Genomic DNA, 25914 nt, shown 5'->3' with positions numbered 1-25914 from the left:
CCGGCCGGCGCCCGGCGCGCCGGCACCGTCGGCCGGGCGGCGCTGACCAGGCCGGGGGAGTTGGTCGCGGTCCTCGGCCACCGGGCCGGCGCGCCCGCGGTGACCGCACCCAGGGCCGCCGACCCGCGCCGGCCGGGCGAGATCGCGCCGCCCACGCCGGTGGCCGACTTCACCGGCCGTGCCGCGACCTGGGGCACCGGCGACCTGTACACGGCGCTCGCCAAGGTCGCCACCGTGCTCGTGCTCGTCCCGCTGCTGGTGCTCGGCGCCTCATCGGCCCGGCTCACCCTGGCCCGCCGCGACCGGCGGCTGGCCGCGCTACGGCTGGTCGGCGCCACCCCGGCCAGGATCGCTGGCCTGACCGCCGCCGAGGCCGCACTCACCGGCACCGCCGGCGCGCTGCTCGGCGCCCTCGGCTATGCCGCCCTGCTCCCGCTGGCCGCCCGGGTGCCGGCCGCCGGAGGCCGCTGGTACCCGGCCGACCTGTGGCTGGGCGCGCCCCTCGTACTCGGCGTGGTGGCCGGCGTGGTGGCGATGGTGGTGGGCAGTGCGCTGGCCGGGCTGCGGCAGGTGGTGATCGGTCCGCTCGGGGTGGCCCGGCGCGCCAGGGTGCCGCGGCTGCGCGCGGTCCGGGCGGTGTTCTTCGGCGCCGCGCTGGTCGGCTACTGGCAGCTCACCAAGGACGCGGGCACGAGCATCGACAGCATCGTCTACCTGGTCGCCGTCGTCTTCCTCGCGCTGTCCGCCATCGGCCCGTGGGTGGTCGGCCTGCTCGGTCGTGCCGTCGCCCGGCGGGCCAGGGGCGCGGCGACGCTGCTGGCCGGCCGGCGGCTGATCGACGACCCGAAGGCGGCCTGGCGCACCGTGTCCGGGTTGACCCTGGCCGGCTTCGTCGCCGGGTTCTTCGCCCTGCTGGCGGTCGGCGACCACCCGGCCCCCGGCCCACCCGACCGGCTCGCGCTCGCGGTGCCCGCATCGCGGCTGGCCGCCGTGAGCACGGCGGCCGAGCAGCGGCTGGAACGTGCGGGGGTACGGGCCGTCGTCGGGACGGCTGGCCCTGTCAACGCGACCGGCTCTGCCAGCACGGCCGGCTCTGCCCGTACGTCCGGTCTCGCCAGTACGTCCGGCCCTGCCGGGACCACCAGCCCAGCCAGCGCCGACGCCACTGTCTCCGCCGACGCGGACGCCGACGCCGACGTCACTGCGGTCGCCGACGTCACTGGGACCACCGAGACCACCGAGACCTCCGAAGTCACCGAGATCGCCACCGGGGCGCGCGGCAGCCGCCAACTCACCGTCGACGTGCCGGGCGGCGGCGCCGACCTGGACCGGGCCCGGGCCGCGCTGACCGGTCTCGTCCCCGGCCAGTACCCGGTCACCGGGCCCGACGTCGGCGCCTCGGGCCGGCTGTTCGCCGCCGACTTCCGACGGGCGATCCTGCTGGTGCTCGGTGCGACCTTCGTGGTGGCCGCCGCGTCGGCGGGCATCACCGCTGCCGCCGCCGTACTCGACCGCCGCCGCACCTACCGCCTGCTCCGGCTGGCCGGCACCCCGCTGTCCGTACTGGACCGGGCGCGGCGCGTGGAGACCGTCCTGCCGGTGGCCGTGCTCGGCGGCGGTGCCGTCCTCACCGGCGTCTTCTGCGCCGCACCGCTGACCCTGGCCGGCGGCTCGGCAACGCTCGACCTGCCCGGGGCGGTCCTCCTCGCCGGCGCCATCGGCCTCGGCCTGGCGGGCCTGCTCGCGGCCAGCGCCCTCAGTCGGCCGCTGCTACGGGCGGTCACCACGACGGGCGGGGCCCAGCCGCAGTGAACGCGGCGGGCGGGGCGCGCACGCGCGGTGGCATCGGTGGCCCGGCGGCGCTGACAGGCGGCTCGCGTAGTCCCGCGGCGCCGGCGGCCCGCGGGAGACGACCGGCGCCACCGGGGCCGGGGCTGGCGCTGACAGCCCCCGCCCGCCGCACCCGCAGGTCCCCGCCCGCCGCAGCCGTGCGCCCCACCGACCGCACCAGCAAGCCCCCGCCCGCAGGCCGTCGCGCTGCCAGCGGCTGCCGTGCGTGCGCGGCGCACCGTGACCCGTGACTACGATGGGCCAGCCGGTGGCCCGTTGACCACACGGCCCGTTACGACCCTTCGGGAAGGCCATGCTGAACAAGTACGCGCGTGCGTTCTTCACGCGTGTTCTCACGCCGTTCGCCGCCCTGCTCATCCGGCTCGGGGTCAGCCCCGACGCCGTGACCCTCATCGGAACCGGTGGGGTCATGGCCGGCGCGCTGGTCTTCTACCCGCAGGGGGAGTTCTTCTGGGGCACGGTGGTCATCACCCTGTTCGTCTTCTCCGACCTGGTCGACGGCAACATGGCGCGCCAGCTCGGCCGGTCAAGCCGCTGGGGCGCCTTCCTGGACTCCACGCTCGACCGGGTCGCCGACGGGGCCATCTTCGGCGGGCTCGCCCTGTGGTACGCGGGCGGCGGCGACAGCATCACGCTGTGCGCGGTCACCATCTTCTGCCTGGCCAGCGGCCAGGTCGTGTCGTACACCAAGGCCCGCGGCGAGTCCATCGGCCTGCCGGTGAACGTCAACGGGCTGGTCGAGCGCGCCGAACGGCTGGTCATCTCGCTGGTCGCCTGCGGCTTCTCCGGACTGCACAAGTTCGGCGTGCCGCACATCGACATCCTGCTGCCGATCGCGCTGTGGGCGGTCGCCGTGGGCAGCCTGGTCACGCTGGTCCAGCGGGTGGTCACGGTGCGCCGGGAGGCGTACGAGGCCGACGCGGCAGCCGCCGAGGCCGAGGCGCCCGCCGGGGCCGGCGCCTCGGTGCGCCGAGGAGGCGAGCAGGCGTGAGGGAGCGGCTGACCGACGCGGCGTACGGAGCCGGCTGGAGCGCGCTGAAGGCGCTGCCCGAGCCGCTCGTCACCCGCGCCGGCCGGCACGCGGCCGACGCCGTGTGGCGCCGCCGCGGCAGCGGCGTCCGCCAACTGGAGGCCAACCTCGCGCGCGTGGTGCCGCAGGCCTCCGCCGCCCGCCTGGCCGCCCTCTCCCGGCTCGGCCTGCGCTCGTACACCCGCTACTGGCTGGAGTCCTTCCGGCTGCCGGCCTGGAGCAAGGACCGCATCCGCGGCGGCTTCGCCCCCGCCGACGTGCACCATCTGACCGACGGCCTGGCCAGCGGGCGCGGCGTGGTCCTCGCCCTGCCCCACATGGCCAACTACGACCTCGCGGGGGCCTGGGTCACCACCTCGCTCGGGGTCCCGTTCACCACCGTCATGGAGCGGCTTGAGCCCGCCTCGCTCTACGACCGGTTCGTCGCCTACCGCGAGGGCCTGGGCATGGAGGTGCTGCCGCACACCGGGGGCAGCGCGTTCGGCTCGCTGGCCAGGCGGCTGCGCGCCGGCGGCCTGGTCTGCCTGGTCGCCGACCGCGACCTGTCGGACACCGGCGTCGAGGTGGCCTTCTTCGGCGAGACCACGAAGATGCCCGGCGGACCCGCGTCGCTGGCGGTGCGCACCGGTGCGCTGCTGCTGCCGGTCACCCTCTGGTACGACCGGTCGCCGATCATGCAGGGCCAGGTGCACCCACCGATCGAGGACCCGGGCGAGGGCACCCGCGCCGAGCGCACCGCGGTGATGACCCAGCGGCTGGCCGACGTCTTCGCCGGCGGCATCGCCGACCACCCGTACGACTGGCACATGCTGCAACGCCTGTGGCTGAGCGACCTCGCGCCGCGCCCGGAGGACGGGGCGCAGGGCCGCGACGGCAGCGCCGAGTCCGCCGAGCCCGCTGAAACCGTTGGACTCGCTGAGCCTGCTGAGCCCGTTCGGCCCGGCCCGGAATCCGGTCCCGCGGACGGACGTGAAATCAGCGCCGACGCCAGCGGCGCCGACGCCAGCGGCCCGGCTTCGAGCGCTGGCCCCACCCCCGACAACGACAGCAGCCGCGAAACGGAGCCCAGGTGAGGATCGGGATCGTCTGCCCGTATTCGTGGGACGTTCCCGGCGGCGTGCAGTTCCACATCCGCGACCTGGCCGAGCACCTCATCCGCAGCGGCCACGAGGTCTCGGTGCTCGCCCCCGCGGACGAGGACACGCCGCTGCCGCCGTACGCGGTCTCCGCCGGGCGGGCGGTGCCCGTGCCGTACAACGGCTCCGTCGCCCGGCTCAACTTCGGCTTCCTCTCCGCCGCCCGGGTCCGCCGCTGGCTGCACGAGGGCGACTTCGACGTGATCCACATCCACGAGCCGACCTCGCCCTCGCTCGGGCTGCTGGCCTGCTGGGCCGCCCAGGGCCCGATCGTGGCCACCTTCCACACCTCCAACCCGCGCTCCCGGGCGATGATCGCCGCGTACCCGATCCTGCAAGCCGCGCTGGAGAAGATCAGCGCGCGCATCGCGGTGAGCGAGTACGCCAGGCGCACCCTGGTGGAACACCTGGGCGGGGACGCCGTCGTCATCCCCAACGGGGTCGACGTGGACTTCTTCGAACGGGCCGAGCCCAGGGACGACTGGCGCGGCGGGGCGTCAGCGACGGGCACCGGCAGCGGCGGCCACACCATCGGCTTCATCGGCCGCATCGACGAACCCCGCAAGGGGCTGCCGGTGCTGATGCAGGCGCTGCCGCAGATCCTGGCCGCCCATCCGGAGACCCGGCTGCTGGTCGCAGGGCGCGGCGACACCGAAGAGGCCGTCGCCGACCTGCCGGCCGCCGTGCGCGAGCGGGTCACCTTCCTCGGCATGGTCAGCGACGAGGACAAGGCGCGACTGCTGCGCAGCGTCGACCTGTACGTGGCGCCCAACACCGGCGGCGAGAGCTTCGGCATCATCCTCGTCGAGGCGATGTCGGCCGGCGCCCCGGTGCTCGCCAGCGACCTGGACGCCTTCGCCCAGGTGCTCGACCGGGGCGAGGCGGGCGAGCTCTTCCGCAACGAGGACGCGGACGCGCTGGCCGCGGCAGCGGTGCGGCTCATCGCCGACCCGCAGCGCCGCGCGGAACTGCGCGCCCGCGGCTCCCGGCACGTGCGCCGCTTCGACTGGTCGACGGTGGGCGCGGACATCCTGGCCGTGTACGAAACGGTCACGGCGGGCGCCGCCTCGGTCGCCACCGACGAGCGGTCGGCACCCTGGTTCCGCTTCGGGCTGACCCGGGAGTAGCCCAAGTCCCAGGTGGGGGACGGTCTCCCGGGCCACGGCCGGGGCCCCGGCCGTGGCGGGGGCGGTGGCCGGAAACCGGTACCGTGACCCGGCGTGACCACTTTGATCTGGATCGCGGTCGTTCTCCTCGCCATCGCCGGATATCTGCTGTGGACCGCGGGGCGCCTGGACCGACTGCACACCCGGCTGGACGCCACCCGCGCCGCGCTCGACGCGCAACTGCTGCGGCGCGCCTCGGTCGCCCAGGAAATGGCCACCTCAAGCCTGCTCGACCCGGCCTCGTCCCTCCTGCTCTACCAGGCGGCGCAGCACGCCAGGCAGGCGGAGGAGGAGCACCGCGAGGTGGCCGAGAGCGAACTGAGCCAGGCGCTGCGCGCGGTCTTCGCCGAACCCGCCCAGGTCGAGGCCGTCCAGCAGGCGCCCGGCGGCGACGCGGCGCTGGGCGAACTGGTGGCGGCGGTCCGCCGGGTGCCGATGGCCAGGCGGTTCCACAACGACGCGGTACGGGCGGCCCGCGCCCTGCGCCGACACCGCAAGGTCCGCTGGTTCCGGCTCGCCGGGCACGCGCCCTTCCCGCTCGCCTTCGAGATGGACGACGAACCGCCGACCGCCCTCGCCGACCCGGTGCCGTAACGGGCCGCCTGACCTGACCTGATCTGACCTGACGTGATCTGACCTGCCGCCTGACGCCTCGCGTTGGCGCGCGCAGAGCCGTCCGGCGCCGCCGGTGTGCACGCCGCACCCCTTGCGCCAGCCGCGCACCCCCCGGCCACCGGCAGCGCCCCCGCCGGCGACGGCTCGTACGGTCACGAGCCACCGGCCTGGAATTGGCCCTTGCCGACCCAGGCCACCAGCGGGTTTTGTCAGAGGTGTAGCAGTATCGGCCCGTACCTGGACCGGACGTACCTGCCGGATCCGGTTTCGAACGGGCCTACGATGGGTCCATCGCACCATTCGCATCGAGTGAGGTCACACCGTGTCGAGCACGTCCCCCAGCACGCCTGAAACCGCTTCCCAGCACCCCGAGACCGGCACCGCCCGCGTCAAGCGCGGCATGGCCGAGCAGCTCAAGGGCGGCGTGATCATGGACGTCGTCACGCCCGAGGAAGCGAAGATCGCTGAGGACGCCGGCGCCGTCGCGGTCATGGCCCTGGAGCGCGTCCCCGCCGACATCCGCAAGGACGGCGGCGTCGCCCGGATGTCCGACCCCGACATGATCGACGGGATCATCAACGCGGTCTCCATCCCCGTCATGGCCAAGTCCCGCATCGGCCACTTCGTCGAGGCCCAGGTGCTCCAGTCGCTCGGCGTCGACTACATCGACGAGTCCGAGGTCCTCACCCCCGCCGACGAGGTCAACCACAGCGACAAGTGGGCCTTCACCACCCCCTTCGTCTGCGGTGCGACCAACCTGGGCGAGGCCCTGCGCCGCATCGCCGAGGGCGCGGCGATGATCCGCTCCAAGGGCGAGGCCGGCACCGGCAACGTCGTGGAGGCCGTCCGCCACCTGCGCCAGATCAAGAACGAGATCGGCCGGCTGCGCGCCCTGGACCACAACGAGCTGTTCGCCGCGGCCAAGGAGCTGCGCGCCCCGTACGAGCTGGTCAAGGAGGTCGCCGAGCTCGGCAAGCTGCCGGTCGTGCTGTTCTCCGCCGGTGGTGTGGCCACCCCCGCCGACGCCGCGCTGATGCGCCAGCTCGGCGCCGAGGGCGTCTTCGTCGGCTCCGGCATCTTCAAGTCGGGCGACCCCGCCAAGCGCGCCGCCGCCATCGTGAAGGCCACCACCTTCTACGACGACCCCAAGGTCATCGCCGACGTTTCGCGCAACCTGGGCGAGGCCATGGTCGGCATCAACTGCGACACCCTCCCCGAGGCCGAGCGCTACGCCAACCGCGGCTGGTAGTCCGGCCCTGGTCGGCACGGCGGTGCGGCCCCGCCCGGTGCGGGGCCGCACCGCCGCACACCGGGCGGAGCCGTTCGGCCCCGCCCCGGGACGCGCCGCCCACCCCGCCAGCAGCCCCCGGCCGCGGCCCGGCGCCCGGCCACATCCCCTTGCGAGGTTCCACCCCGTGTCCACCGACACCCCCACCATCGGCGTCCTCGCCCTCCAGGGCGACGTACGCGAGCACTTGATCGCGCTGGCCGCCGCCGGCGCTGTGGCCCGGCCGATACGCCGCCCCGAAGAGCTCGCCGAGGTCGACGCCCTGGTCATCCCGGGCGGTGAGTCCACCACGATGTCCAAGCTCGCGGTGGTCTTCGGACTGCTCGAACCGCTGCGCGCGCGGGTGCGCGCGGGGATGCCGGTCTACGGCACCTGCGCCGGCATGATCATGCTGGCCGACAAGATCCTGGACGGCAGGGACGACCAGGAGAGCGTCGGCGGCATCGACATGACCGTGCGCCGCAACGCCTTCGGCCGGCAGAACGAGTCCTTCGAGGCCGCGGTGGAGATGCAGGGCATCGCGGGCGACCCGGTGGACGGCGTGTTCATCCGCGCCCCGTGGGTCGAGTCGGTCGGCGCGGCCGTCGAGGTGCTCGCCGTGCACGAGGGCCACACCGTCGCCGTCCGCCAGGGCAACGTACTGGCCACCTCCTTCCACCCGGAGCTGACCGGCGACCACCGCGTGCACGAGCTGTTCGTCAGCATGGTCCGCGCGGGCTGACCGCCCCCGCCCCCGGGCCGCCGCCCCGGCCCCGCACCCCGCGCCCGGAACCCGCCCGGAGTCCCGGCGCAGCCACACCCCGTGATCCCGGTAGGATCGCAGGCGTTCGTAAGGAATTTGGTTACGCGAAGGAGACAGGCGGATGTCCGGCCACTCTAAATGGGCTACGACGAAGCACAAGAAGGCCGTGATCGACGCCAAGCGCGGCAAGCTCTTCGCGAAGCTGATCAAGAACATCGAGGTCGCCGCGCGGACCGGCGGCGCCGACCCGGACGGCAACCCGACCCTCTTCGACGCCATCCAGAAGGCCAAGAAGAGCTCGGTGCCGAACAAGAACATCGACAGCGCCGTCAAGCGCGGTGCCGGTCTTGAAGCGGGCGGCGCCGACTACGAGACGATCATGTACGAGGGCTACGGCCCGAACGGTGTCGCGGTGCTCATCGAGTGCCTCACCGACAACCGCAACCGCGCGGCCTCGGACGTGCGCGTCGCCATGACCCGCAATGGCGGCTCGATGGCCGACCCGGGCTCGGTCTCGTACCTGTTCAACCGCAAGGGCGTGGTGATCGTCCCCAAGGCCGAGCTGTCCGAGGACGACGTCCTCGGCGCCGTGCTCGACGCGGGGGCCGAGGAGGTCAACGACCTCGGCGAGACGTTCGAGGTGATCAGCGAGGCCACCGACCTGGTCGCGGTCCGCACCGCCCTCCAGCAGGAGGGCATCGACTACGACTCGGCCGACGCCAACTTCGTACCGACCATGCAGGTCGAGTTGGACGAGGACGGCGCGCGGAAGATCTTCAAGCTCATCGACGCGCTGGAGGACAGCGACGACGTGCAGAACGTCTTCGCCAACTTCGACGTGTCGGACGAGGTCATGGCGAAGGTCGACGCCTAACGCGCGGGCGGCGCGCGGCGGGTGGGGCGGTCGAACAGGCCGCGCCGACCCACACTGCGGCACACCCGACCGGCCCGGCAGCGCCCGGGCCGCGGAACATTGCGTGACCGGGCCGACGGGGGCAACCCGTCGGCCCCTCGCATTGTCACAGGTACCGGCTACTGTGCCTGTTCAGGGGTGTGAACCCGGCCGGTGGACGAGGGACGAGTGAGGGGGCGCGCGATGCGGGTGCTTGGTGTGGACCCGGGGTTGACCCGCTGTGGCATCGGCGTCGTCGACGGCGTCGCGGGCCGCCCGCTGCGCATGGTCGACGTCGGCGTCATCCGCACCGCGGCCGACGCCGAGACCGGCGACCGGCTCGTGCTGATCGAGCGCGGCATAGAGCAGTGGCTGGAGACCCACCGGCCCGAACTGGTCGCCGTGGAGCGGGTGTTCAGCCAGCACAACGTCCAGACCGTGATGGGCACGGCACAGGCGAGCGCCGTCGCCATGCTCTGTGCCGCCCGCCGCGGGCTGCCCGTCGCCCTGCACACGCCCAGCGAGGTCAAGGCCGCCGTCACCGGCTCGGGGCGGGCCGACAAGGCGCAGGTCGGGGCCATGGTCACCCGGCTGCTGCGGCTGGACGCGCCACCCAAGCCCGCCGACGCGGCCGACGCGCTCGCGCTCGCCATCTGCCACATCTGGCGGGCCCCGGCCACCAACCGTCTCCAACAGGCGGTGGCCGCCCACCGCCAGGCCCGCACGCCGGCCACTGCGCGCACGGCCACCGGCCGCGCCGCGCCCCGCGGGCGCCCCGCCGCACGGCCTCCCCAGCCAGCGGGCGAGCCGGCTGGCGCCCCCGCCGCACCGTCGCCCGCCGCCGCGTCCCCCCTCGCCGCGCAGCCGCCGGCCGCGCAGCGTCCCACCACACAGCCCCCCGGCGCCCAGCCTCCCGCCGCGCACCGGGCCGCGGCCCCCGCACCCACCCGGAAGGATCCCGCATGATCGCGTTCGTCTCCGGGCAGATCGCCGCCCTCGCGCCCGACCTCGCCGTCGTCGAGGTCGGCGGCGTCGGCATGGCGGTGCAGTGCACCCCGGGCACGCTGGCCACCCTCCGCGTCGGACAGAGCGCCAGGCTCGCCACCTCGCTCGTCGTCCGCGAGGACTCGCTGACCCTGTACGGCTTCGCCGACGACGACGAACGCCAGGTCTTCGAACTGCTCCAGACCGCCAGCGGAGTGGGCCCCCGGCTGGCCCAGGCCATGCTCGCGGTGCACAGCCCCGACGCGTTGCGCCGCGCGGTGGCCGGCGGCGACGAGAAGGCGCTGACCGCCGTCCCCGGCATCGGCAAGAAGGGCGCCCAACGCCTGCTGCTCGAACTGAAGGACCGGCTGGGCGAGCCCACCGGACCCGGCGCAGCCGCCCGGGTCGGCAGCGCGGTCACCGCCGGCTGGCGCGACCAACTGCACGGCGCGCTGATCGGCCTCGGCTACGCCACCCGGGAGGCCGACGAGGCCGTGGCGGCCGTCTCCCCGCAGGCCGACGAAGCCCTCGCCAAGGGGGAGCAGCCGCAGGTGTCGGCCCTGTTGCGGGCCGCGCTCCAGACGCTGGGCCGAGGCCGCTGACCGCCCGCGGCACCGCACCGCACGTACCAGAGAGGACGTCATGAACGGGGACGACACCCACGGCGAGCACGCTGCGCACCTGGCCGACCCGGTCGGCCTGGGCGCCGCCGATCGGCTGCTGGGCGCCGAGGCGGACGGCGAGGAGCAGGCCATCGAGGCCGCGCTGCGGCCGAAGGACCTGGGCGAGTTCGTCGGCCAGGAGCGCGTCCGCGAACAGCTGGACCTGGTGCTGCGTGCGGCGCGGCAGCGCGGTAGCACCGCCGACCACGTTCTGCTGTCCGGCGCGCCGGGCCTGGGCAAAACCACCCTTTCGATGATCATCGCGGCGGAGATGGGTGCACCTATCCGGATCACGTCGGGGCCCGCGATCCAGCACGCGGGAGACCTCGCCGCGATCCTCTCCTCCCTCACCGAGGGCGAGGTGCTCTTCCTCGACGAGATCCACCGGATGTCCCGGCCCGCCGAGGAAATGCTCTACATGGCGATGGAGGACTTCCGCGTCGACGTGATCGTCGGCAAGGGCCCGGGCGCCACCGCCATTCCGCTGGAACTGCCGCCGTTCACCCTGGTCGGGGCCACCACCAGGGCCGGCCTGCTGCCGCCGCCGCTGCGCGATCGGTTCGGCTTCACCGGTCACATGGAGTTCTACGGCGCCGCCGAACTTGAGCGTGTCGTGCACCGCTCCGCGCGGCTGCTCGACGTCGAGATCGACGGCGAGGGCGCCGCCGAGATCGCCGGCCGCTCCCGCGGCACGCCGCGCATCGCCAACCGGCTGCTGCGCCGCGTCCGCGACTACGCCCAGGTCAAGGCCGACGGCGTGATCACCAAGGAGATCGCGGCGCGCGCCCTCGCGGTGTACGACGTGGACGGACGCGGCCTCGACCGGCTCGACCGGGCCGTGCTGACCGCCCTGCTCAAACTCTTCGGCGGCGGCCCGGTGGGCCTCTCCACGCTGGCCGTCGCGGTGGGGGAGGAGCGCGAGACGGTCGAGGAAGTGGCCGAGCCCTTCCTCGTCAGGGAAGGTCTGCTGGCCCGAACGCCGCGCGGCCGGGTGGGCACCGCGGCGGCCTGGGCACACCTGGGACTGACGCCGCCGCAGGGCGCGGGTGGCGGTGCGCAGCCAGGACTGTTCGACGGGTGACGGCGCGGACACTGGTCGAGCCAGGAACCCCGGTGCAATGCTGGGCGTTGTTCCTTAGGCGCGGGCTCGCTTAGACTCCGCCGATGCCGTCCGTTCAGTGCGGCGCACCCACCCCCGTATACCAGGCCGTGCATTCGCGGTCGTGCGAAGGAAATTCCGTCCCGTGAATATCGTGACTCTCCTGCCGTTCATCGTGCTCATCGGGGCCATGATCCTGATGACCCGGTCGGCCAAGAACAAGCAGCGCCAGGCCGCGCAGATGCGTGACCAGATCCAGCCGGGCACCGGCGTACGGACGATCGGCGGCATGTACGCCACGGTCAAGGAAGTCACCGACGACACGCTCCTGCTGGAGGTCGCGCCGGGCGTGCACGCCATTTACGCGAAGAATTCGGTGGGTGCCGTCCTGGACGACGCCGAGTACAACCGCATCGTGCACGGCATCGAGCCCGAGCACGATGAGGATGCCCCCGTGGTTCCCGACGACGCCTCTTCCCTGACCGAGGCCGCCGGGGACACCGACCGTCGGGTCGACATCACCAAGGGCGACGCGAGCGACGACGAGAAGAAGACCGACGCCGCGGACGCCGACACGACGGAGCCGCAGGACGCGAAGCCGGAGGGCACCACGTCGGAGGACCGCAAGGGTTCCGACGACGGCGACGCGAAGTAGCCGGACTTCACAGGCCGTAGGGCACCACCGCTCGGTGCACAGCGGCGCGGAGACGGTTTAGGCTCCGGCGGGGGCACGTCCCCATAACACTTCGTGGCCGCCTGGCGCACATCCGTCGCCCGGCGGTTGGACAGGGAGAAACGAAAAGGTGGCAGCACCGAAGAAGGGCCGTAGGTCCCCCGGGGCCCAGGGCAGGCCCGGTCGTGCCCTCGTCGGGATCTTGGTCGCCATGGTGGCGTTGGTCGGAGGAATGTTCCTCTCCGGCAACACCACCCCGCGGCTGGGGATCGACCTCGCGGGTGGAACCAGCTTCACGCTGGAGGCCAAGAACGAGCCGGGCAAGCCCAATGCGATCAACAGCGACAACATGGACACCGCCGTCAACATCATGGAGCGGCGCGTCAACGGTCTCGGTGTTTCCGAGGCCGAGGTCCAGACGCAGGGTCGTAAGCACATCATCGTCAACATCCCCAAGGGGACGGACGCGAAGCAGGCCCGTAACCAGGTCGGCACGACGGCCAAGCTCGGTTTCCGCCCGGTGCTGACCATCGCGGACGGCAAGCGCACCGCCGACCCCGCGAACCCGCCCAAGCCCGATAAGACGCCCAGCAAGCAGGGTGACAAGGGCGGCGACAAGGGCGATGGGGATAAGGGCGACAAGGACGGCGACGGCGGCAAGGACGGCGATAAAAGTCCAGCCGACGGCAAGGACGCCGACAAGGGTGCCGACGGCAAGGACGGTGACAAGAGCGACGCCGACAAGGCCGACGGTGCGACCCCCAGCACCTCCGCCACCACCCAGGGCCGCGCCATCCCCAGCGCGTTGAAGGCGCCCACCCCGAACCCCTCCGCCAGCGGCCCGGCTGACAAGCAGGAAGAGCCGGCGAAGAAGCCGTCCAAGGAAGAAGCCGCGCAGGCCAAGCAGGCCGAGGACTTGCAGAAGCAGTTCGCGGCGCTGGACTGCTCGACCGCCAAGTCCCGCTCCGACGCCAGCAAGCTAGCCGCCGCCCGCCCCAACGACGAGCCCATCGTGGCCTGTGACCGCAAGGGCCAGGCCAAGTTCATCCTGGGCCCGGTCGAGCTTGAGGGCGACCGCGTGGACGACGCGTCCGCGGTCTTCAGCACGCAGGGCGGCTCCGGCTGGATCGTGCAGCTCGACTTCGACGGCAAGGGCGGCAAGCAGTTCGGCAAGATCACCGGCGAGCTGGCCAAGCAGCAGTCCCCGCAGAACCAGTTCGGCATCGTGCTCGACGGCGAGGTCGCCTCGAACGCCGAGGTCAACTTTGCGATCAAGGGCGGCAAGGCGGAGATCTCCGGTGGCTTCAGCCAGAAGGAAGCCGACGACCTCGCCAACATCCTGTCCTACGGTTCGCTGCCGCTGACCTTCGAGATCGTCGACGAGACCACCGTCTCCTCGGCCCTCGGTGAAGAGCAGCTCCGGGCCGGTCTGATCGCCGGTGCCATCGGCCTCGTCCTGGTCATCCTGTACATGGTCATCTACTACCGCGGCCTGGCCCTGGTGGCCATCGCCAGCCTCGCGGTCTCGGCCACGCTGACGTACTCGCTGATGGTGTTGCTCGGCGAGGCGATCCAGTTCGCCCTGAACCTGCCGGCCGTCTGTGGTGCGATCGTGGCCATCGGCATCACCGCCGACTCGTTCATCGTCTACTTCGAACGCGTCCGGGACGAGATCCGCGAGGGCCGCACGCTGCGCCCGGCCGTGCAGCGCGGCTGGCCCCGGGCCCGGCGCACCATCCTGGTCTCGGACTTCGTGTCCTTCCTCGCCGCCGCGGTGCTCTTCATCGTCACGGTCGGCAAGGTGCAGGGCTTCGCGTTCACGCTGGGTCTGACCACGCTGCTGGACGTCGTGGTGGTCTTCTTCTTCACCAAGCCGCTGATGACGCTCCTCGCCACCCGCAAGTTCTTCGCGGACGGGCACCCCTGGTCGGGCCTTGACCCGCAGCGTCTCGGTGCCAAGCCGCCGCTGCGCCGCCGTCGCCCCACCGCCCCCGCTGACACGAAGGAGGCGTGAAGATGTCGCGACTCGGTGACCTCGGCGCCAGGCTCTACCGGGGCGAGGTCGGCTACGACTTCGTCGCCAAGCGGAAGATCTGGTACGGCATCTCCATCCTGATCACCATCACGGCCATCGTCGGCCTCGCGGTGCGTGGTCTGCACATGGGCATTGAGTTCTCCGGCGGCGCGGTCTTCACCACCCCGAAGACCAGCGTCTCGGCCGACGACGCACGCGAGAAGGCGGAGGGCGCCGCCGAAGGCCACACGGCGATCGCCCAGAAGCTCGGCGGCGGCGGACTGCGCATCCAGATCAGCGATCTGGACACCGAGGCCGCCCAGCCGGTCCAGGAAGCGCTCGCCAAGGACCTCGGCGTCGAAGCCTCGAAGATCAACACCCAGCTCGTCGGCCCGAGTTGGGGTGAGGAGATCGCCCGCAAGGCATGGCAGGGCCTAGCGATCTTCATGTTGCTCGTGGTGATCTACCTAGCCATCGCCTTCGAGTGGCGCATGGCGCTGGCCGCCCTCATCGCGCTGGTCCACGACCTCACGATCACGGTCGGTGTGTACGCGCTGGTCGGCTTCGAAGTCACACCGGGCACGGTGATCGGTCTGCTCACCATCCTCGGTTATTCGCTGTACGACACCGTGGTCGTCTTCGACGGCCTCCGCGAGAGTTCCAAGGGACTCACCAAGCAGACCCGCTACACCTACAGCGAGATCGCCAACCGCAGCCTCAATGCCACCCTGGTGCGCTCCATCAACACCACCGTGGTGGCGCTGCTCCCGGTCGCCGGCCTGCTCTTCATCGGCGGCGGCTTCCTGGGCGCCGGCATGCTCAACGACATCTCGCTGGCGCTGTTCGTGGGCCTCGCAGCCGGCGCGTACTCCTCGATCTTCATCGCCACGCCGCTGGTCGCCGACCTGAAGGAGCGCGACCCGCAGATGAAGGCCCTGGCCAAGCGGGTGCGCGCCAAGCGTGCAGCCGCCGCGGCCCGGGCCGAATCGGCCGGCGCCGGCGAGGACGCGCAGGAGGACGCGGACGACTCCGGCGCCGACGACGCCGACGGCATCGATGACGACGAGCCGGTGGACGCCGAGGAAGCGGCGGCGGCCGGCGTGGTCGGCCCGCGCGGCACGACGGGCTCCCGCGCCGCCCGGAACCAGCCGAACCGCAACCGCGGCCGGGGCCGCCCGTCGGGCAAGCGCCGATGAGCGGGGCCGAGACCACCGCTGCCGGGCCCGCGACCCCGGGCCCGGCCGGCGCGGCGGAGCTGCGCTCCCTGCTGCTCAGCCGCATCCACGACGTCCCGGACTACCCGCAGCCCGGGGTGATGTTCAAGGACATCACCCCGCTGCTGGCCGACCCGGTCGCCTTCGGCGCCCTGACCGAGGCCCTGGCCGCGCTGTGCCACACACACCGCGCGGACAAGGTCATCGGCCTCGAAGCGCGCGGCTTCATCCTGGCCGCGCCGGTCGCGGTGCGCGCCGGGGTCGGCTTCGTACCTGTGCGCAAGGCGGGCAAGCTGCCCGGGACGACGCTGCGGCAGGCGTACGAGCTGGAGTACGGCACGGCCGAGATCGAGATGCACGCCGATGCGCTGCGGCCCGGCGAGCGGGTCCTGGTCATCGACGACGTTCTGGCCACCGGAGGCACGGCCGAGGCGTCGCTGCACCTCATCCGCAGGTCCGGGGCCCAGGTCGCCGGGGTGGCGGTCCTGCTTGAGCTCGGCTTCCTGGCCGGCAGGCAGCGACTCCAAGCCAGCTTGGACGGCGCCCCGCTGGAGGCGCTGACCACCGTCTGACCTGCGAAGTCGTACCGAAGGCGGGCATCTGGGAACACCCGGGTGCCCGCCTTCGGCGTGCCGGGGCGCCCGACTCGGCGGGACAATGGGTGTGGCGGGATCGATACCATGGCTGTCCGACCCCCGTGTTACGGACCGGTCCCGCGTGAGGAGTGCTCTTGCCAGACGAGGCCAAGCCGCTGACCGCCGCGCACCCCGAGGAGCCGAACACCGCGGGGAGCAGGCCGGCCGCCAGCGCGCCCAAGAACGGCGGCGGCGCATCCACCCCCGGGCCGAAGCCGGGGCCCAAGCCCCCGGCCGAACTGCCCGCCGGCGGCCCGAACACCAGCGTGCCGGCCCGCCCGCAGCCGGGCCCCGCACCCCGGCAGAACTCCTCGAACCGGGTCCGCGCCCGCCTCGCCCGGCTCGGCGTGCAGCGCTCCAGCCCGTACAACCCGGTCCTCGAACCGCTGCTGCGCATCGTGCGCGCCAACGACCCCAAGGCCGACACCTCCACGCTGCGCCAGATCGAGCGCGCGTACCAGGTCGCCGAGCGCTGGCACCGCGGACAGAAGCGCAAGAGCGGCGACCCGTACATCACCCATCCGCTGGCGGTCACCACCATCCTCGCCGAGCTCGGCATGGACCCGGCGACGCTGATGGCGGGGTTGCTGCACGACACGGTCGAGGACACCGAGTACGGCCTTGACACCCTGCGCCGCGACTTCGGCGACCAGGTCGCGCTGCTCGTGGACGGGGTCACCAAGCTCGACAAGGTCAAGTTCGGCGAGGCCGCGCAGGCGGAGACCGTGCGCAAGATGGTCGTCGCCATGGCCAAGGACCCACGGGTGCTGGTCATCAAGCTGGCCGACCGGCTGCACAACATGCGCACCATGCGCTACCTCAAGCGGGAGAAGCAGGAGAAGAAGGCCCGCGAGACGCTGGAGATCTACGCCCCGCTGGCGCACCGGCTGGGCATGAACACCATCAAGTGGGAGCTGGAGGACCTCGCCTTCGCGATCCTCTACCCCAAGATGTACGACGAGATCGTGCGGCTGGTGGCCGAGCGGGCGCCGAAGCGCGATGAGTACCTGGCGATCGTGACCGACCAGGTCCAGGGCGACCTGCGGGCGGCCCGCATCAAGGCGACCGTCACCGGGCGCCCCAAGCACTACTACTCCGTGTACCAGAAGATGATCGTCCGCGGCCGGGACTTCGCGGAGATCTACGACCTGGTGGGCATCCGGGTCCTGGTGGACACCGTCCGCGACTGCTACGCGGCGCTCGGCACCATCCACGCGCGGTGGAACCCGGTGCCAGGGCGGTTCAAGGACTACATCGCGATGCCCAAGTTCAACATGTACCAGTCGCTGCACACGACGGTCATCGGGCCCAGCGGCAAGCCGGTCGAGCTCCAGATCCGCACCTTCGACATGCACCGCCGCGCCGAGTACGGCATCGCCGCGCACTGGAAGTACAAGCAGGAGGCCGTCGCCGGCGCCTCCAAGGTCCGTACCGACGTGCCCAAGAGCAAGGGCGACCGGCAGGACACCGTCAACGACATGGCGTGGCTGCGGCAACTCCTGGACTGGCAGAAGGAGACCGAGGACCCGGGCGAGTTCCTGGAGTCGCTGCGCTTCGACCTCTCCCGCAACGAGGTCTTCGTCTTCACGCCCAAGGGCGACGTCATAGCGCTCCCGGCGGGCGCGACCCCGGTCGACTTCGCGTACGCCGTGCACACCGAGGTCGGCCACCGCACGATAGGCGCCCGCGTCAACGGCCGCCTGGTGCCGCTGGAATCCACGCTCGACAACGGTGACCTGGTCGAGGTCTTCACCTCCAAGGCCCCGGGCGCCGGCCCCTCCCGCGACTGGCTCGGCTTCGTCAAGTCGCCCCGGGCCCGCAACAAGATCCGCGGCTGGTTCTCCAAGGAGCGCCGCGACGAGGCGATCGAGCAGGGCAAGGACGCCATCGCGCGGGCCATGCGCAAGCAGAACCTGCCGATCCAGCGCATCCTCACCGGCGACTCGCTGGTGACCCTCGCGCACGAGATGCGCTACTCGGACATCTCCTCGTTGTACGCGGCCATCGGCGAGGGCCACGTCACCGCGCAGAACATCGTGCAGAAGCTGGTCCAGGGCCTGGGCGGCGAGGACGCGGCGACCGAGGACATCGCCGAGTCCACCCCGCTGCGCACCCGCACCAAGCGCCGTTCCAGTGCCGATCCCGGTGTGGTCGTCAAGGGCGTCGAGGACGTCTGGGTGAAGCTGGCCCGCTGCTGTACGCCGGTGCCGGGCGACCCCATCATCGGCTTCGTCACCCGCGGCAGCGGCGTCTCGGTGCACCGCGCCGACTGCGTCAACGTCGACTCGCTCTCCCAGCAGCCCGAGCGCATCCTCGACGTGGAGTGGGCACCCACCCAGTCCTCGGTCTTCCTGGTGGCCATCCAGGTGGAGGCGCTGGACCGTTCGCGGCTGCTCTCGGACGTCACCCGGGTCCTCTCCGACCAGCACGTCAACATCCTCTCCGCCGCCGTGCAGACCTCCAGGGACCGGGTGGCCACCTCGCGCTTCACCTTCGAGATGGGCGACCCGAAGCACCTGGGCCACGTCCTGAAGGCGGTACGGGGCGTGGAGGGCGTCTACGACGTCTACCGGGTGACCTCGGCCCGCCGGCCCTGACGCCCGCCCCTTCCCCGCACAGGCCGACGGCCCCGGCACGCCATCGCGTACCGGGGCCGTCGCTGCGCCCGAACCAGTGGCCGGAGAGACTCAGCCGCCGAACTCCTGGAGCCCCTTCAGCGCCTGGTCCAGCAGGGCCTGGCGGCCTTCGAGCTCCTTGGTGAGCTTGTCCGCCTTGGCGTCGTTGCCCGCCGCCCTGGCCTTGTCGACCTGCTCCTGGAGCTTGTCCACGGCCGCCTGGAGCTGGCCGGTCAGCCCCGCGGCCCGGGCCCGCGCCTCCGGGTTGGTCCGCCGCCACTCCGACTCTTCGCTGTCCTGGATGGCCCGCTCCACGGCGTGCATCCGGCCCTCGATCTTCGGCCGGGCGTCCCGCGGCACGTGACCGATGGCCTCCCAGCGCTCGTTGATCGACCGGAACGCCGCCCGCGCCGCCTTCAGGTCGGTGACCGGCAGCAGCTTCTCCGCCTCGACGACCAGCTCTTCCTTGCGCGTCAGGTTCTCCTGCTGCTCGGCGTCGCGCTCCGCGAACACCTCACCGCGCGCCTGGAAGAAGACGTCCTGGGCGCCGCGGAACCTGTTCCACAGGTCCTCCTCGGCCTCCCGCTGCGCACGCCCGGCCGCCTTCCAGTCCGTCATCAGCTCGCGGTACCGGGCGGCGGTGGGGCCCCAGTCGGTCGACTTCGACAGCGACTCGGCCTCCGCGACCAGCTTCTCCTTCGCCTTGCGGGCGTCCTCGCGCTGCGCGTCAAGCGAGGCGAAGTGGGCCTTGCGCCGCTTGGAGAACGCCGAGCGGGCGTGCGAGAAGCGGTGCCACAGCTCGTCGTCCGTCTTGCGGTCAAGCCGCGGCAGCCCCTTCCAGGTGTCCACCAGCGAGCGCAGCCGCTCGCCCGCCGCCCGCCACTGCTCGCTGGCGGCCAGCTCCTCGGCCTCGGTCACCAGCGCTTCCTTGGCCTTACGGGCCTCGTCGGACTGTCGGGCCTTGGCCGCCTTGCGCTCCTCGCGGCGCGCGTCGACCGTCTGCACGAGCGCGTCGAGGCGCTTGCGCAGCGCGTCCAGGTCGCCGACGGCGTGGTGCTCGTCGACCTGCTGGCGCAGGTGGTCGACGGCGGTCGTGGCGTCCTTCGCCGACAGGTCGGTGGTCTTGACCCGATGTTCGAGGAGGCCGATCTCCACAACCAGGCCCTCGTACTTGCGCTCGAAGTAGGCCAGTGCTTCCTCAGGGGAACCGGCCTGCCAGGAGCCGACGACCTGCTCGCCGTCGGCCGTACGCACGTACACGGTCCCCGTCTCGTCGACGCGGCCCCACGGGTCGCTGCTCACAGCGCCTCCTCCACATGATGCCGGCGCGGGCGCGCGGCCCGCGGGCATCGTCCACGGTTTACTCCCGGCCTGGCAGCGCCGGGCCGGACCGACGAGCTGCTGGGGTTCCGATTCGGCAGGGCGGCAGCCGTCGGAGCAGGCACCCTACAGACGCAAACATAGGCGACCGGTGGCCCGGCTGTCCGTATCCAGCGCGACCGAAATTTCGCAGTACGCGCGCCAGTACGCACCGGGCGGGCGTACGGGGCCGCGGCGAGTGGCCGCCCCGTACGCCCGCCCGGTGCTCAGAGCCGGCGTCAAGACCGGGTGACGGTCGCCTTGTTGATCACCACGGTGGCGATCGGCGCGGTGTTCCCGGTCTGCGGGTCGGGCGCCGTTGCCCCGGCCTCCGTGATCTTCTTCAGGACGTCCTGGCCGCCGGTGAGCTGCCCGAAGGGCGTGTAGTACGGGGGGAGCTCGCTGTCCTGGTAGACGATGAAGAACTGGCTGCCGCCGCTGTTCTCGTTCTTGCTCTCGCCCTTGGCCGGCTGCGGGTTGTACCGGTTGGCCATGGCGATGGTGCCGGCCGGGTACACGTTCCCCTTGAGCCTCGGGTCCTTCAGGTTCTCGTCCGGGATCGTGTAGCCGGGGGTGCCGGTGCCGTCGCCCTTGGGGTCGCCGCACTGGAGCACGTAGATGCCCTGGTCGGTCAGCCGGTGGCACCTGGTGTGGTCGAAGTACCCCTTGCCGGCCAGGAAGTTGAAGGAGTTCACCGTGTGCGGGGCGTTCTTCGCGTCGAGGCCGATGGTGAGGTCGCCACAGGTGGTCGCCAGCTTCATGGTGTAGGCCGCCGACTTGTCGATGGTGACCTTCGGCTCCTTCTTCCAGGTCTGCCCGGAGGGTTCGCCGGCGGCCGGCTGGGCGCAGGGGTCCTTGGGCCGCGCGGCGTCGTCCTTGTCGTCGTCGGAGTCGAAAAGACCGGCCAGCGCCACCAGGACCCCGGCGATCAGCGCGAGCACCAGCCCGCCCGCGATCAACACGTTGCGCTTCTGCGCCTTCGACCTGGCGGCGGCCCTGCGCTGCTGCTGACGCGCCAGCTTCTCGCGGGCGAGCTGCCGTCGCCGCTGCTCCTGAGTGACCACCGGGTCTTCTCCTCAACTGTCACGCTGCACCATTGCCGTGCAGCGTCTGCCGTGTGTGTGCGAGGGCGCGGACGGAGCCGCTGCCGATCGCCGGGGGCCGCGGCGACCGCTCGCCTGCGGTGCCGCCGGGCCCCGCGCGCCCGGTCGTGCCGGCGCCTGGCCGTACCGTATAGCGGTTGGCTGTGCGCCGTGCGCCGCAGGTAGGCTCTTCGCACGCCGACTTTCCGCCCCGGCGCCGCGGCCACCGCGCCGACCGCCGGACCACCTGAAGGACGATCGTGCTCATTGCTGGGTTCCCCGCCGGGGCCTGGGGGACCAACTGCTACCTGGTCGCCCCCGCCGCCGGTGAGGAGTGCGTGATCATCGACCCGGGCCACCAGGCCGCCCAGGGCGTCGCGGAGACCGTCGCCAAGCACCGGCTCAAGCCGGTCGCCGTCGTCCTCACCCACGGCCACATCGACCACGTCGCCTCGGTGGTCCCGGTCTGTGGTGCGCACGACGTGCCGGCCTGGATCCATCCGGCCGACCGCTACATGATGAGCGATCCGGAGAAGGCCATCGGCCGCTCCATCGGGATGCCGCTGATGGGAGAGCTGACCATCGGCGAGCCCGATGACGTCAAGGAGCTCTCCGACGGCGCGGCCCTGCACCTGGCCGGTCTCGAACTGTCCGTCGCGCATGCGCCCGGCCATACCAAGGGGTCGGTGACCTTCAGGCTCCCCGAATCCGCCGACGTCCCGTCGGTGTTCTTCTCGGGCGACCTGCTCTTCGCCGGCTCCATCGGACGCACCGATCTGCCCGGTGGCGATCACGGCGAGATCCTGGAGTCGCTGGCCCGCGTGTGCCTGCCGCTCGACGACTCGACCGTGGTGCTGTCCGGGCACGGACCCCAGACCAGCATCGGCCAGGAGCGCGCCACCAACCCGTACCTGCGGCAGGTGGCCGCCGGCCTCGGAGGCGGCCCGACCGCCCCGCGACGAGGAATGTGACGAATCACCCCGTGAACGCCTTCACCGCCCCCAAGGGCACGTACGACCTGATCCCGCCGGACTCCGCGACCTTCCTCGCGGTCCGCGACGCACTCGCGGCCCCGCTGCGCCGCGCCGGGTACGGATACATCGAGACCCCCGGCTTCGAGCACGTCGAGCTCTTCTCTCGCGGTGTCGGTGAGTCCACCGACATCGTGTCCAAGGAGATGTACACCCTCTCCACCAAGGGCGGCACCGAACTCGCGCTGCGCCCCGAGGGCACCGCCTCCGTGCTGCGCGCCACCCTGGAGCGCAACCTGCACAAGGTCGGCAACCTGCCGGTCAAGCTCTGGTACTCGGGCTCGTACTACCGCTACGAGCGCCCGCAGGCCGGCCGTTACCGGCACTTCTCGCAGATCGGCGCCGAGGCGATCGGCGCCGAGGACCCGGCCCTTGACGCCGAGTTGATCATCCTGGCGGTGGACGCCTACCGCTCGCTGGGGCTGCGCAACTTCCGGCTGCTGCTCAACTCGCTGGGCGACCGCGCCTGCCGGCCCGCCTACCGGGAGGTGCTCCAGGGCTTCCTGCGCGGGCTCGACCTCGACGAGGAGACCCGGCGCCGCATCGAGATCAACCCGCTGCGGGTGCTCGACGACAAGCGCGAGGCGGTGCGCAAGCAGCTCGTCGGCGCGCCCACGCTCCGTGACCACCTGTGCGAGGCGTGCACGGAGTACCACGAGCGCGTGCGGCAGTTGCTGACCGCCGCCGGCGTCGCCTTCGAGGACGACGAGAACCTGGTGCGCGGCCTGGACTACTACACCCGTACCACGTTCGAGTTCATCCACGACGGGCTCGGCTCGCAGTCCGCGGTGGGCGGCGGCGGGCGGTACGACGGTCTGTCCGAGATGATCGGCGGCCCCGCGCTGCCGTCCGTCGGCTGGGCGCTCGGCGTGGACCGTACGGTGCTGGCGCTGCGCGCCGAGGGCATCGAACTGACGCTGCCGGCCGCGACCGAGGTGTACGCAGTGCCGCTCGGCGAAGCGGCCAGGGACGTGCTGTTCGGCCTGGTCACGGAGTTGCGGCGGGCGGGCATCGCCACCGACTACGCCTTCGGGGGCAAGGGTCTGAAGAACGCCATGAAGTCGGCGAACCGCTCCGGTGCGCGCTTCGCGCTCGTCGCCGGGGAACGCGATCTCGCCGAGGGCGTCGTCCAGGTGAAGGATCTGGAGAGCGGGGATCAAACACCTGTTGCCCTGGACGCCGTGGTGGAGGAACTGCGCGCGAGGCGGAGTTGATTCACAGGTGCCTGGTGCACAATGACCGGGCTATGTCCGACTGACGAGACGAATGGCGCTATGACAACTTCGGCACTTCACCGTTCTGCTACGGACGGGGACGCGGAGCACACCTCCACCGACGGCGCCGTCGGCGGCGGCCGGGTCTTCGCCTGGTTGCTCATCCTCGCCGGCGCCGCAGGTCTGCTGGCCGCCTGGGTCATCACGATCGACAAGAACCACATCCTTGAGGCCAAGGCCAAGGGTGAGACGTTCACCCCGGGTTGCAGCATCAATCCGATCGTCTCCTGCGGCAACATCATGGAGAGCGACCAGGCCGAGGCGTTCGGCTTCCCGAACCCGATGATGGGCCTGGTCGCGTACGGCATCGTCATCTGCGTCGGCGTGGGCCTGCTGGTCGGCGCCCGCTTCCCGCGCTGGTACTGGCTGACGTTCAACGCGGGCTGCCTGTTCGGCGTCGGCTTCTGCACCTGGCTCCAGTACCAGTCGCTGTACGAGATCGGCGCGCTGTGCCTGTGGTGCTGCCTGGCCTGGGCGGCCACCATCGTGATGTTCTGCTACGTCACCGGGTTCAACATCAAGCACCGCTTCCTGCCCGTGCCCGAGGGGCTGCGGCGCGGACTGCTTGAGTTCCACTGGGTGGTGCCGGTGCTGTGGATGGGCGTCATCGCGATGCTGATCCTCACCAAGTGGAAGAGCCAGCTCTGGGCCTGAGCCCGTTGGGGCCGGGTCCGGCCGGGGACGTGCCCCCGGCCGGACCCGGCCTTCTTCTTTGGTACGTCTGTGCCCGCTGCGGCCCAGGTCAGGCCAGGGGCGGGCGGTCGCGCCGGCCCGTTGTCAGTGGGGTGGCATAGGCTTCCTGCGTGGAGCCAGACCTGTTCACCGCCGCCGCCGAGGAACGCCAGGAGAAGGACCCGGCCAGCAGCCCGCTGGCCGTGCGGATGCGCCCGCGCACGCTCGACGAGGTCGTGGGGCAGCAGCACGTGTTGCGCCCGGGCTCGCCGCTGCGCCGGCTCGTCGGCGAGGGCAGCGGCGGTCCCGCCGGCGCCTCGTCGGTCATCCTCTGGGGCCCGCCGGGCACGGGCAAGACGACGCTGGCGTACGTGGTCAGCCAGGCCACCAAGAAGCGCTTCGTGGAACTGTCGGCGATCACCGCCGGGGTCAAGGAGGTGCGTGCCGTCATCGACGGCGCCCGCCGCAGCTCCGGCGGGTACGGCAGGGAGACCGTGCTCTTCCTGGACGAGATCCACCGCTTCAGCAAGGCCCAGCAGGACTCGCTGTTGCCCGCGGTGGAGAACCGCTGGGTCACCCTCATCGCGGCCACCACCGAGAACCCGTACTTCTCGGTGATCTCACCGCTGCTCTCCCGCTCGCTGCTGCTCACGCTGGAGCCGCTGACCGACGACGACGTGCGCGCGCTGCTGCACCGGGCGCTGGCCGAAGAGCGCGGGCTCGGTGGTGTGGTGCGGCTGCCGGAGGACGCCGAGGCGCATCTGCTGCGGATCGCCGGCGGCGACGGGCGGCGGGCGCTGACGGCCCTGGAGGCGGGCGCCGGGTCGGCGATAGCCAAGGGCGAGCCGGAGATCACGCTGGCGACGCTGGAGGAGGCCGTCGACCGGGCGGCGGTGAAGTACGACCGCAACGGCGACCAGCACTACGACGTGGCCAGCGCACTCATCAAGTCCATCCGCGGCTCGGACGTGGACGCGGCGCTGCACTATCTGGCCCGCATGATCGAGGCGGGTGAGGACCCGCGGTTCATCGCGCGCCGGCTGATGATCTCCGCGAGCGAGGACATCGGCATGGCCGACCCGACCGCGCTCCAGACGGCGGTCGCCGCCGCCCAGGCGGTCGCCCTGATCGGCTATCCCGAGGCGCGCATCGCGCTGGGCCAGGCCACGGTGGCGCTGGCGCTCGCGCCCAAGTCCAACGCGGCGTACCTGGCCATCGACGCGGCGTTGGCGGACGTCCGGGCCGGCCTCGCGGGGCCGGTCCCCCCACACCTGCGCGACGGTCACTACAAGGGCGCCCAGAAGCTCGGCCACGCGCAGGGCTATCTGTACCCCCACGACCTGCCGGGCGGCATCGCCACGCAGCAGTACGCGCCGGACGCGGTGCACGGCAAGCAGTACTACGCCCCCACGAGGTACGGGGCGGAGGCGCGGTACGCGGACGTGGTGGAGCGCGTCCGGGCCCGGCTGCGCGGCGACCCGCCACCGGCCAGGCCCCGGGAGGGCGCCGGCCGCGAGGAGGGCGGCCGGGACGGCCGGGGCCGGGAGTCCTCCCGGGAGGAGACGAGCGGCGAGGGTGAGGCCCGCGCGGCGACGCCGGCGAAGGGCGACGGCGAGCCGACCGGCGGCTGAGGGCCGGGCGCGGCCGGGCGTGTCGTGTGCGCGGGTCTGCTGTGCGTACCGCACGTACGGGCGTGGAGTGCGGTGCGGGCGTGCGGTGCGTGCGGAACCCCCGCGGTGGCGGGTGGGCCGGCTGCGCGGGTGGGCCCGGTGGAGCGGTGCGGCCCGGTGGCCGGGCAGCCGCCCGGGCGGGCGCTCCAGTGGCGGTCAGCTACTACCAACTACCGCACCGCGCGAGGTAGTTGGGCTGTCGGGCGGCCG

At 72.3% G+C, this 25914-nt stretch carries 21 protein-coding genes and 1 pseudogene; 20 read left to right on the top strand and 2 right to left on the bottom strand.

Features of this window, described 5'->3' with window-relative positions:
• The 16 genes and pseudogenes from ACMA1D_RS09635 to ACMA1D_RS09560 all read left to right on the top strand — a co-directional run.
• On the top strand, positions 1–1812 hold a 1812-nt coding region (locus tag ACMA1D_RS09635; RefSeq protein ID WP_414723447.1), incomplete at its 5' end, for an FtsX-like permease family protein.
• Between the two features lie 331 nt (positions 1813–2143).
• Positions 2144–2842 carry a phosphatidylinositol phosphate synthase gene (pgsA, locus tag ACMA1D_RS09630; protein ID WP_414723446.1) on the top strand — a complete coding sequence of 233 codons (699 nt, stop codon included), beginning with the start codon at positions 2144–2146 and terminating at the stop codon, positions 2840–2842.
• Positions 2839–3954, top strand: a complete 1116-nt coding sequence (locus ACMA1D_RS09625; protein WP_414723445.1) for a phosphatidylinositol mannoside acyltransferase — start codon at positions 2839–2841, stop codon at positions 3952–3954. Before pgsA ends, ACMA1D_RS09625 begins: the two co-directional genes overlap by 4 nt.
• Positions 3951–5144, top strand: coding sequence for a glycosyltransferase family 4 protein (locus ACMA1D_RS09620; protein ID WP_414723444.1), 1194 nt, complete (start codon positions 3951–3953; stop codon positions 5142–5144). Before ACMA1D_RS09625 ends, ACMA1D_RS09620 begins: the two co-directional genes overlap by 4 nt.
• A gap of 93 nt (positions 5145–5237) precedes the next feature.
• A complete protein-coding gene (locus ACMA1D_RS09615; RefSeq protein WP_414723443.1) occupies positions 5238–5777 on the top strand; it encodes a hypothetical protein in 540 nt (179 codons plus the stop codon).
• Positions 5778–6120: 343 nt separating this feature from the next.
• The gene (gene pdxS / locus ACMA1D_RS09610) at positions 6121–7047 is read left to right on the top strand and encodes a pyridoxal 5'-phosphate synthase lyase subunit PdxS (RefSeq protein WP_349992669.1); all 927 of its coding nucleotides are present in this window, start codon (positions 6121–6123) and stop codon (positions 7045–7047) included.
• A gap of 166 nt (positions 7048–7213) precedes the next feature.
• Positions 7214–7807: a pyridoxal 5'-phosphate synthase glutaminase subunit PdxT gene (pdxT, locus tag ACMA1D_RS09605; RefSeq protein ID WP_414723442.1), complete on the top strand. Its 594-nt coding sequence runs from the start codon at positions 7214–7216 to the stop codon at positions 7805–7807.
• Positions 7808–7949: 142 nt separating this feature from the next.
• Entirely contained in the window at positions 7950–8702 is a 753-nt protein-coding gene (locus ACMA1D_RS09600) for a YebC/PmpR family DNA-binding transcriptional regulator (protein WP_414723441.1), read from the top strand.
• 222 nt (positions 8703–8924) lie between these two features.
• A pseudogene (gene ruvC / locus ACMA1D_RS09595) lies at positions 8925–9473 on the top strand (crossover junction endodeoxyribonuclease RuvC); the annotation flags it as partial.
• Between the two features lie 209 nt (positions 9474–9682).
• Positions 9683–10306, top strand: coding sequence for a Holliday junction branch migration protein RuvA (gene ruvA, locus ACMA1D_RS09590; protein WP_414723440.1), 624 nt, complete (start codon positions 9683–9685; stop codon positions 10304–10306).
• A gap of 40 nt (positions 10307–10346) precedes the next feature.
• Positions 10347–11447, top strand: a complete 1101-nt coding sequence (gene ruvB, locus ACMA1D_RS09585) for a Holliday junction branch migration DNA helicase RuvB (protein ID WP_414723439.1) — start codon at positions 10347–10349, stop codon at positions 11445–11447.
• 163 nt (positions 11448–11610) lie between these two features.
• Positions 11611–12120, top strand: a complete 510-nt coding sequence (gene yajC, locus ACMA1D_RS09580) for a preprotein translocase subunit YajC (RefSeq protein ID WP_414723438.1) — start codon at positions 11611–11613, stop codon at positions 12118–12120.
• A 148-nt stretch (positions 12121–12268) separates the two neighbouring features.
• Positions 12269–14152 carry a protein translocase subunit SecD gene (gene secD, locus ACMA1D_RS09575; RefSeq protein ID WP_414723437.1) on the top strand — a complete coding sequence of 628 codons (1884 nt, stop codon included), beginning with the start codon at positions 12269–12271 and terminating at the stop codon, positions 14150–14152.
• Positions 14153–14154: 2 nt separating this feature from the next.
• The gene (secF, locus tag ACMA1D_RS09570) at positions 14155–15348 is read left to right on the top strand and encodes a protein translocase subunit SecF (protein ID WP_414723436.1); all 1194 of its coding nucleotides are present in this window, start codon (positions 14155–14157) and stop codon (positions 15346–15348) included.
• Entirely contained in the window at positions 15345–15938 is a 594-nt protein-coding gene (locus tag ACMA1D_RS09565; RefSeq protein WP_414723435.1) for an adenine phosphoribosyltransferase, read from the top strand. Before secF ends, ACMA1D_RS09565 begins: the two co-directional genes overlap by 4 nt.
• A gap of 158 nt (positions 15939–16096) precedes the next feature.
• Complete coding sequence (locus tag ACMA1D_RS09560) at positions 16097–18598, top strand: RelA/SpoT family protein (RefSeq protein ID WP_414723434.1); 2502 nt, start codon at positions 16097–16099, stop codon at positions 18596–18598.
• A gap of 90 nt (positions 18599–18688) precedes the next feature.
• On the opposite strand, the gene ACMA1D_RS09555 is transcribed toward ACMA1D_RS09560, so the two are convergent.
• The gene (locus ACMA1D_RS09555) at positions 18689–19918 is read right to left on the bottom strand and encodes a DUF349 domain-containing protein (protein ID WP_414723433.1); all 1230 of its coding nucleotides are present in this window, start codon (positions 19916–19918) and stop codon (positions 18689–18691) included.
• Positions 19919–20214: 296 nt separating this feature from the next.
• On the bottom strand, positions 20215–21039 hold the full coding sequence (locus ACMA1D_RS09550; protein ID WP_414723432.1) for a peptidylprolyl isomerase: 825 nt from the start codon (positions 21037–21039) through the stop codon (positions 20215–20217).
• 278 nt (positions 21040–21317) lie between these two features.
• On the opposite strand from ACMA1D_RS09550, the gene ACMA1D_RS09545 reads away from it, so the two are divergent.
• From ACMA1D_RS09545 to ACMA1D_RS09530, 4 genes are all read left to right on the top strand, one after another.
• Positions 21318–22028 (top strand): MBL fold metallo-hydrolase, encoded by a 711-nt coding sequence (locus ACMA1D_RS09545; RefSeq protein ID WP_414723431.1) that lies wholly within the window; start codon positions 21318–21320, stop codon positions 22026–22028.
• A gap of 11 nt (positions 22029–22039) precedes the next feature.
• On the top strand, positions 22040–23302 hold the full coding sequence (gene hisS, locus ACMA1D_RS09540; RefSeq protein WP_414723430.1) for a histidine--tRNA ligase: 1263 nt from the start codon (positions 22040–22042) through the stop codon (positions 23300–23302).
• 60 nt (positions 23303–23362) lie between these two features.
• Entirely contained in the window at positions 23363–24016 is a 654-nt protein-coding gene (locus ACMA1D_RS09535; RefSeq protein ID WP_414723429.1) for a vitamin K epoxide reductase family protein, read from the top strand.
• Between the two features lie 149 nt (positions 24017–24165).
• A complete protein-coding gene (locus ACMA1D_RS09530; RefSeq protein ID WP_414723428.1) occupies positions 24166–25665 on the top strand; it encodes a replication-associated recombination protein A in 1500 nt (499 codons plus the stop codon).
• Positions 25666–25914: the final 249 nt, after the last annotated feature.

The organism is Streptomyces sp. 796.1 (genome assembly GCF_047525675.1).
Classification (GTDB): Bacteria; Actinomycetota; Actinomycetes; order Streptomycetales; family Streptomycetaceae; genus Streptomyces.
The sequence above is the reverse complement of the archived record's forward strand: the minus strand, read 5'-3'. Positions and strand labels throughout refer to the sequence as shown.

Excerpts from the sequence above, each read along its gene's own strand:
- ACMA1D_RS09535 (WP_414723429.1), top strand. The coding sequence starts at position 23,363 with ATGACAACTTCGGCACTTCACCGTTCTGCTACGGACGGGGACGCGGAG.
- pgsA (WP_414723446.1), top strand. The coding sequence starts at position 2,144 with ATGCTGAACAAGTACGCGCGTGCGTTCTTCACGCGTGTTCTCACGCCG.
- ruvA (WP_414723440.1), top strand. The coding sequence starts at position 9,683 with ATGATCGCGTTCGTCTCCGGGCAGATCGCCGCCCTCGCGCCCGACCTC.
- ACMA1D_RS09600 (WP_414723441.1), top strand. The coding sequence starts at position 7,950 with ATGTCCGGCCACTCTAAATGGGCTACGACGAAGCACAAGAAGGCCGTG.
- ACMA1D_RS09565 (WP_414723435.1), top strand. The coding sequence starts at position 15,345 with ATGAGCGGGGCCGAGACCACCGCTGCCGGGCCCGCGACCCCGGGCCCG.
- ruvB (WP_414723439.1), top strand. The coding sequence starts at position 10,347 with ATGAACGGGGACGACACCCACGGCGAGCACGCTGCGCACCTGGCCGAC.
- secF (WP_414723436.1), top strand. The coding sequence starts at position 14,155 with ATGTCGCGACTCGGTGACCTCGGCGCCAGGCTCTACCGGGGCGAGGTC.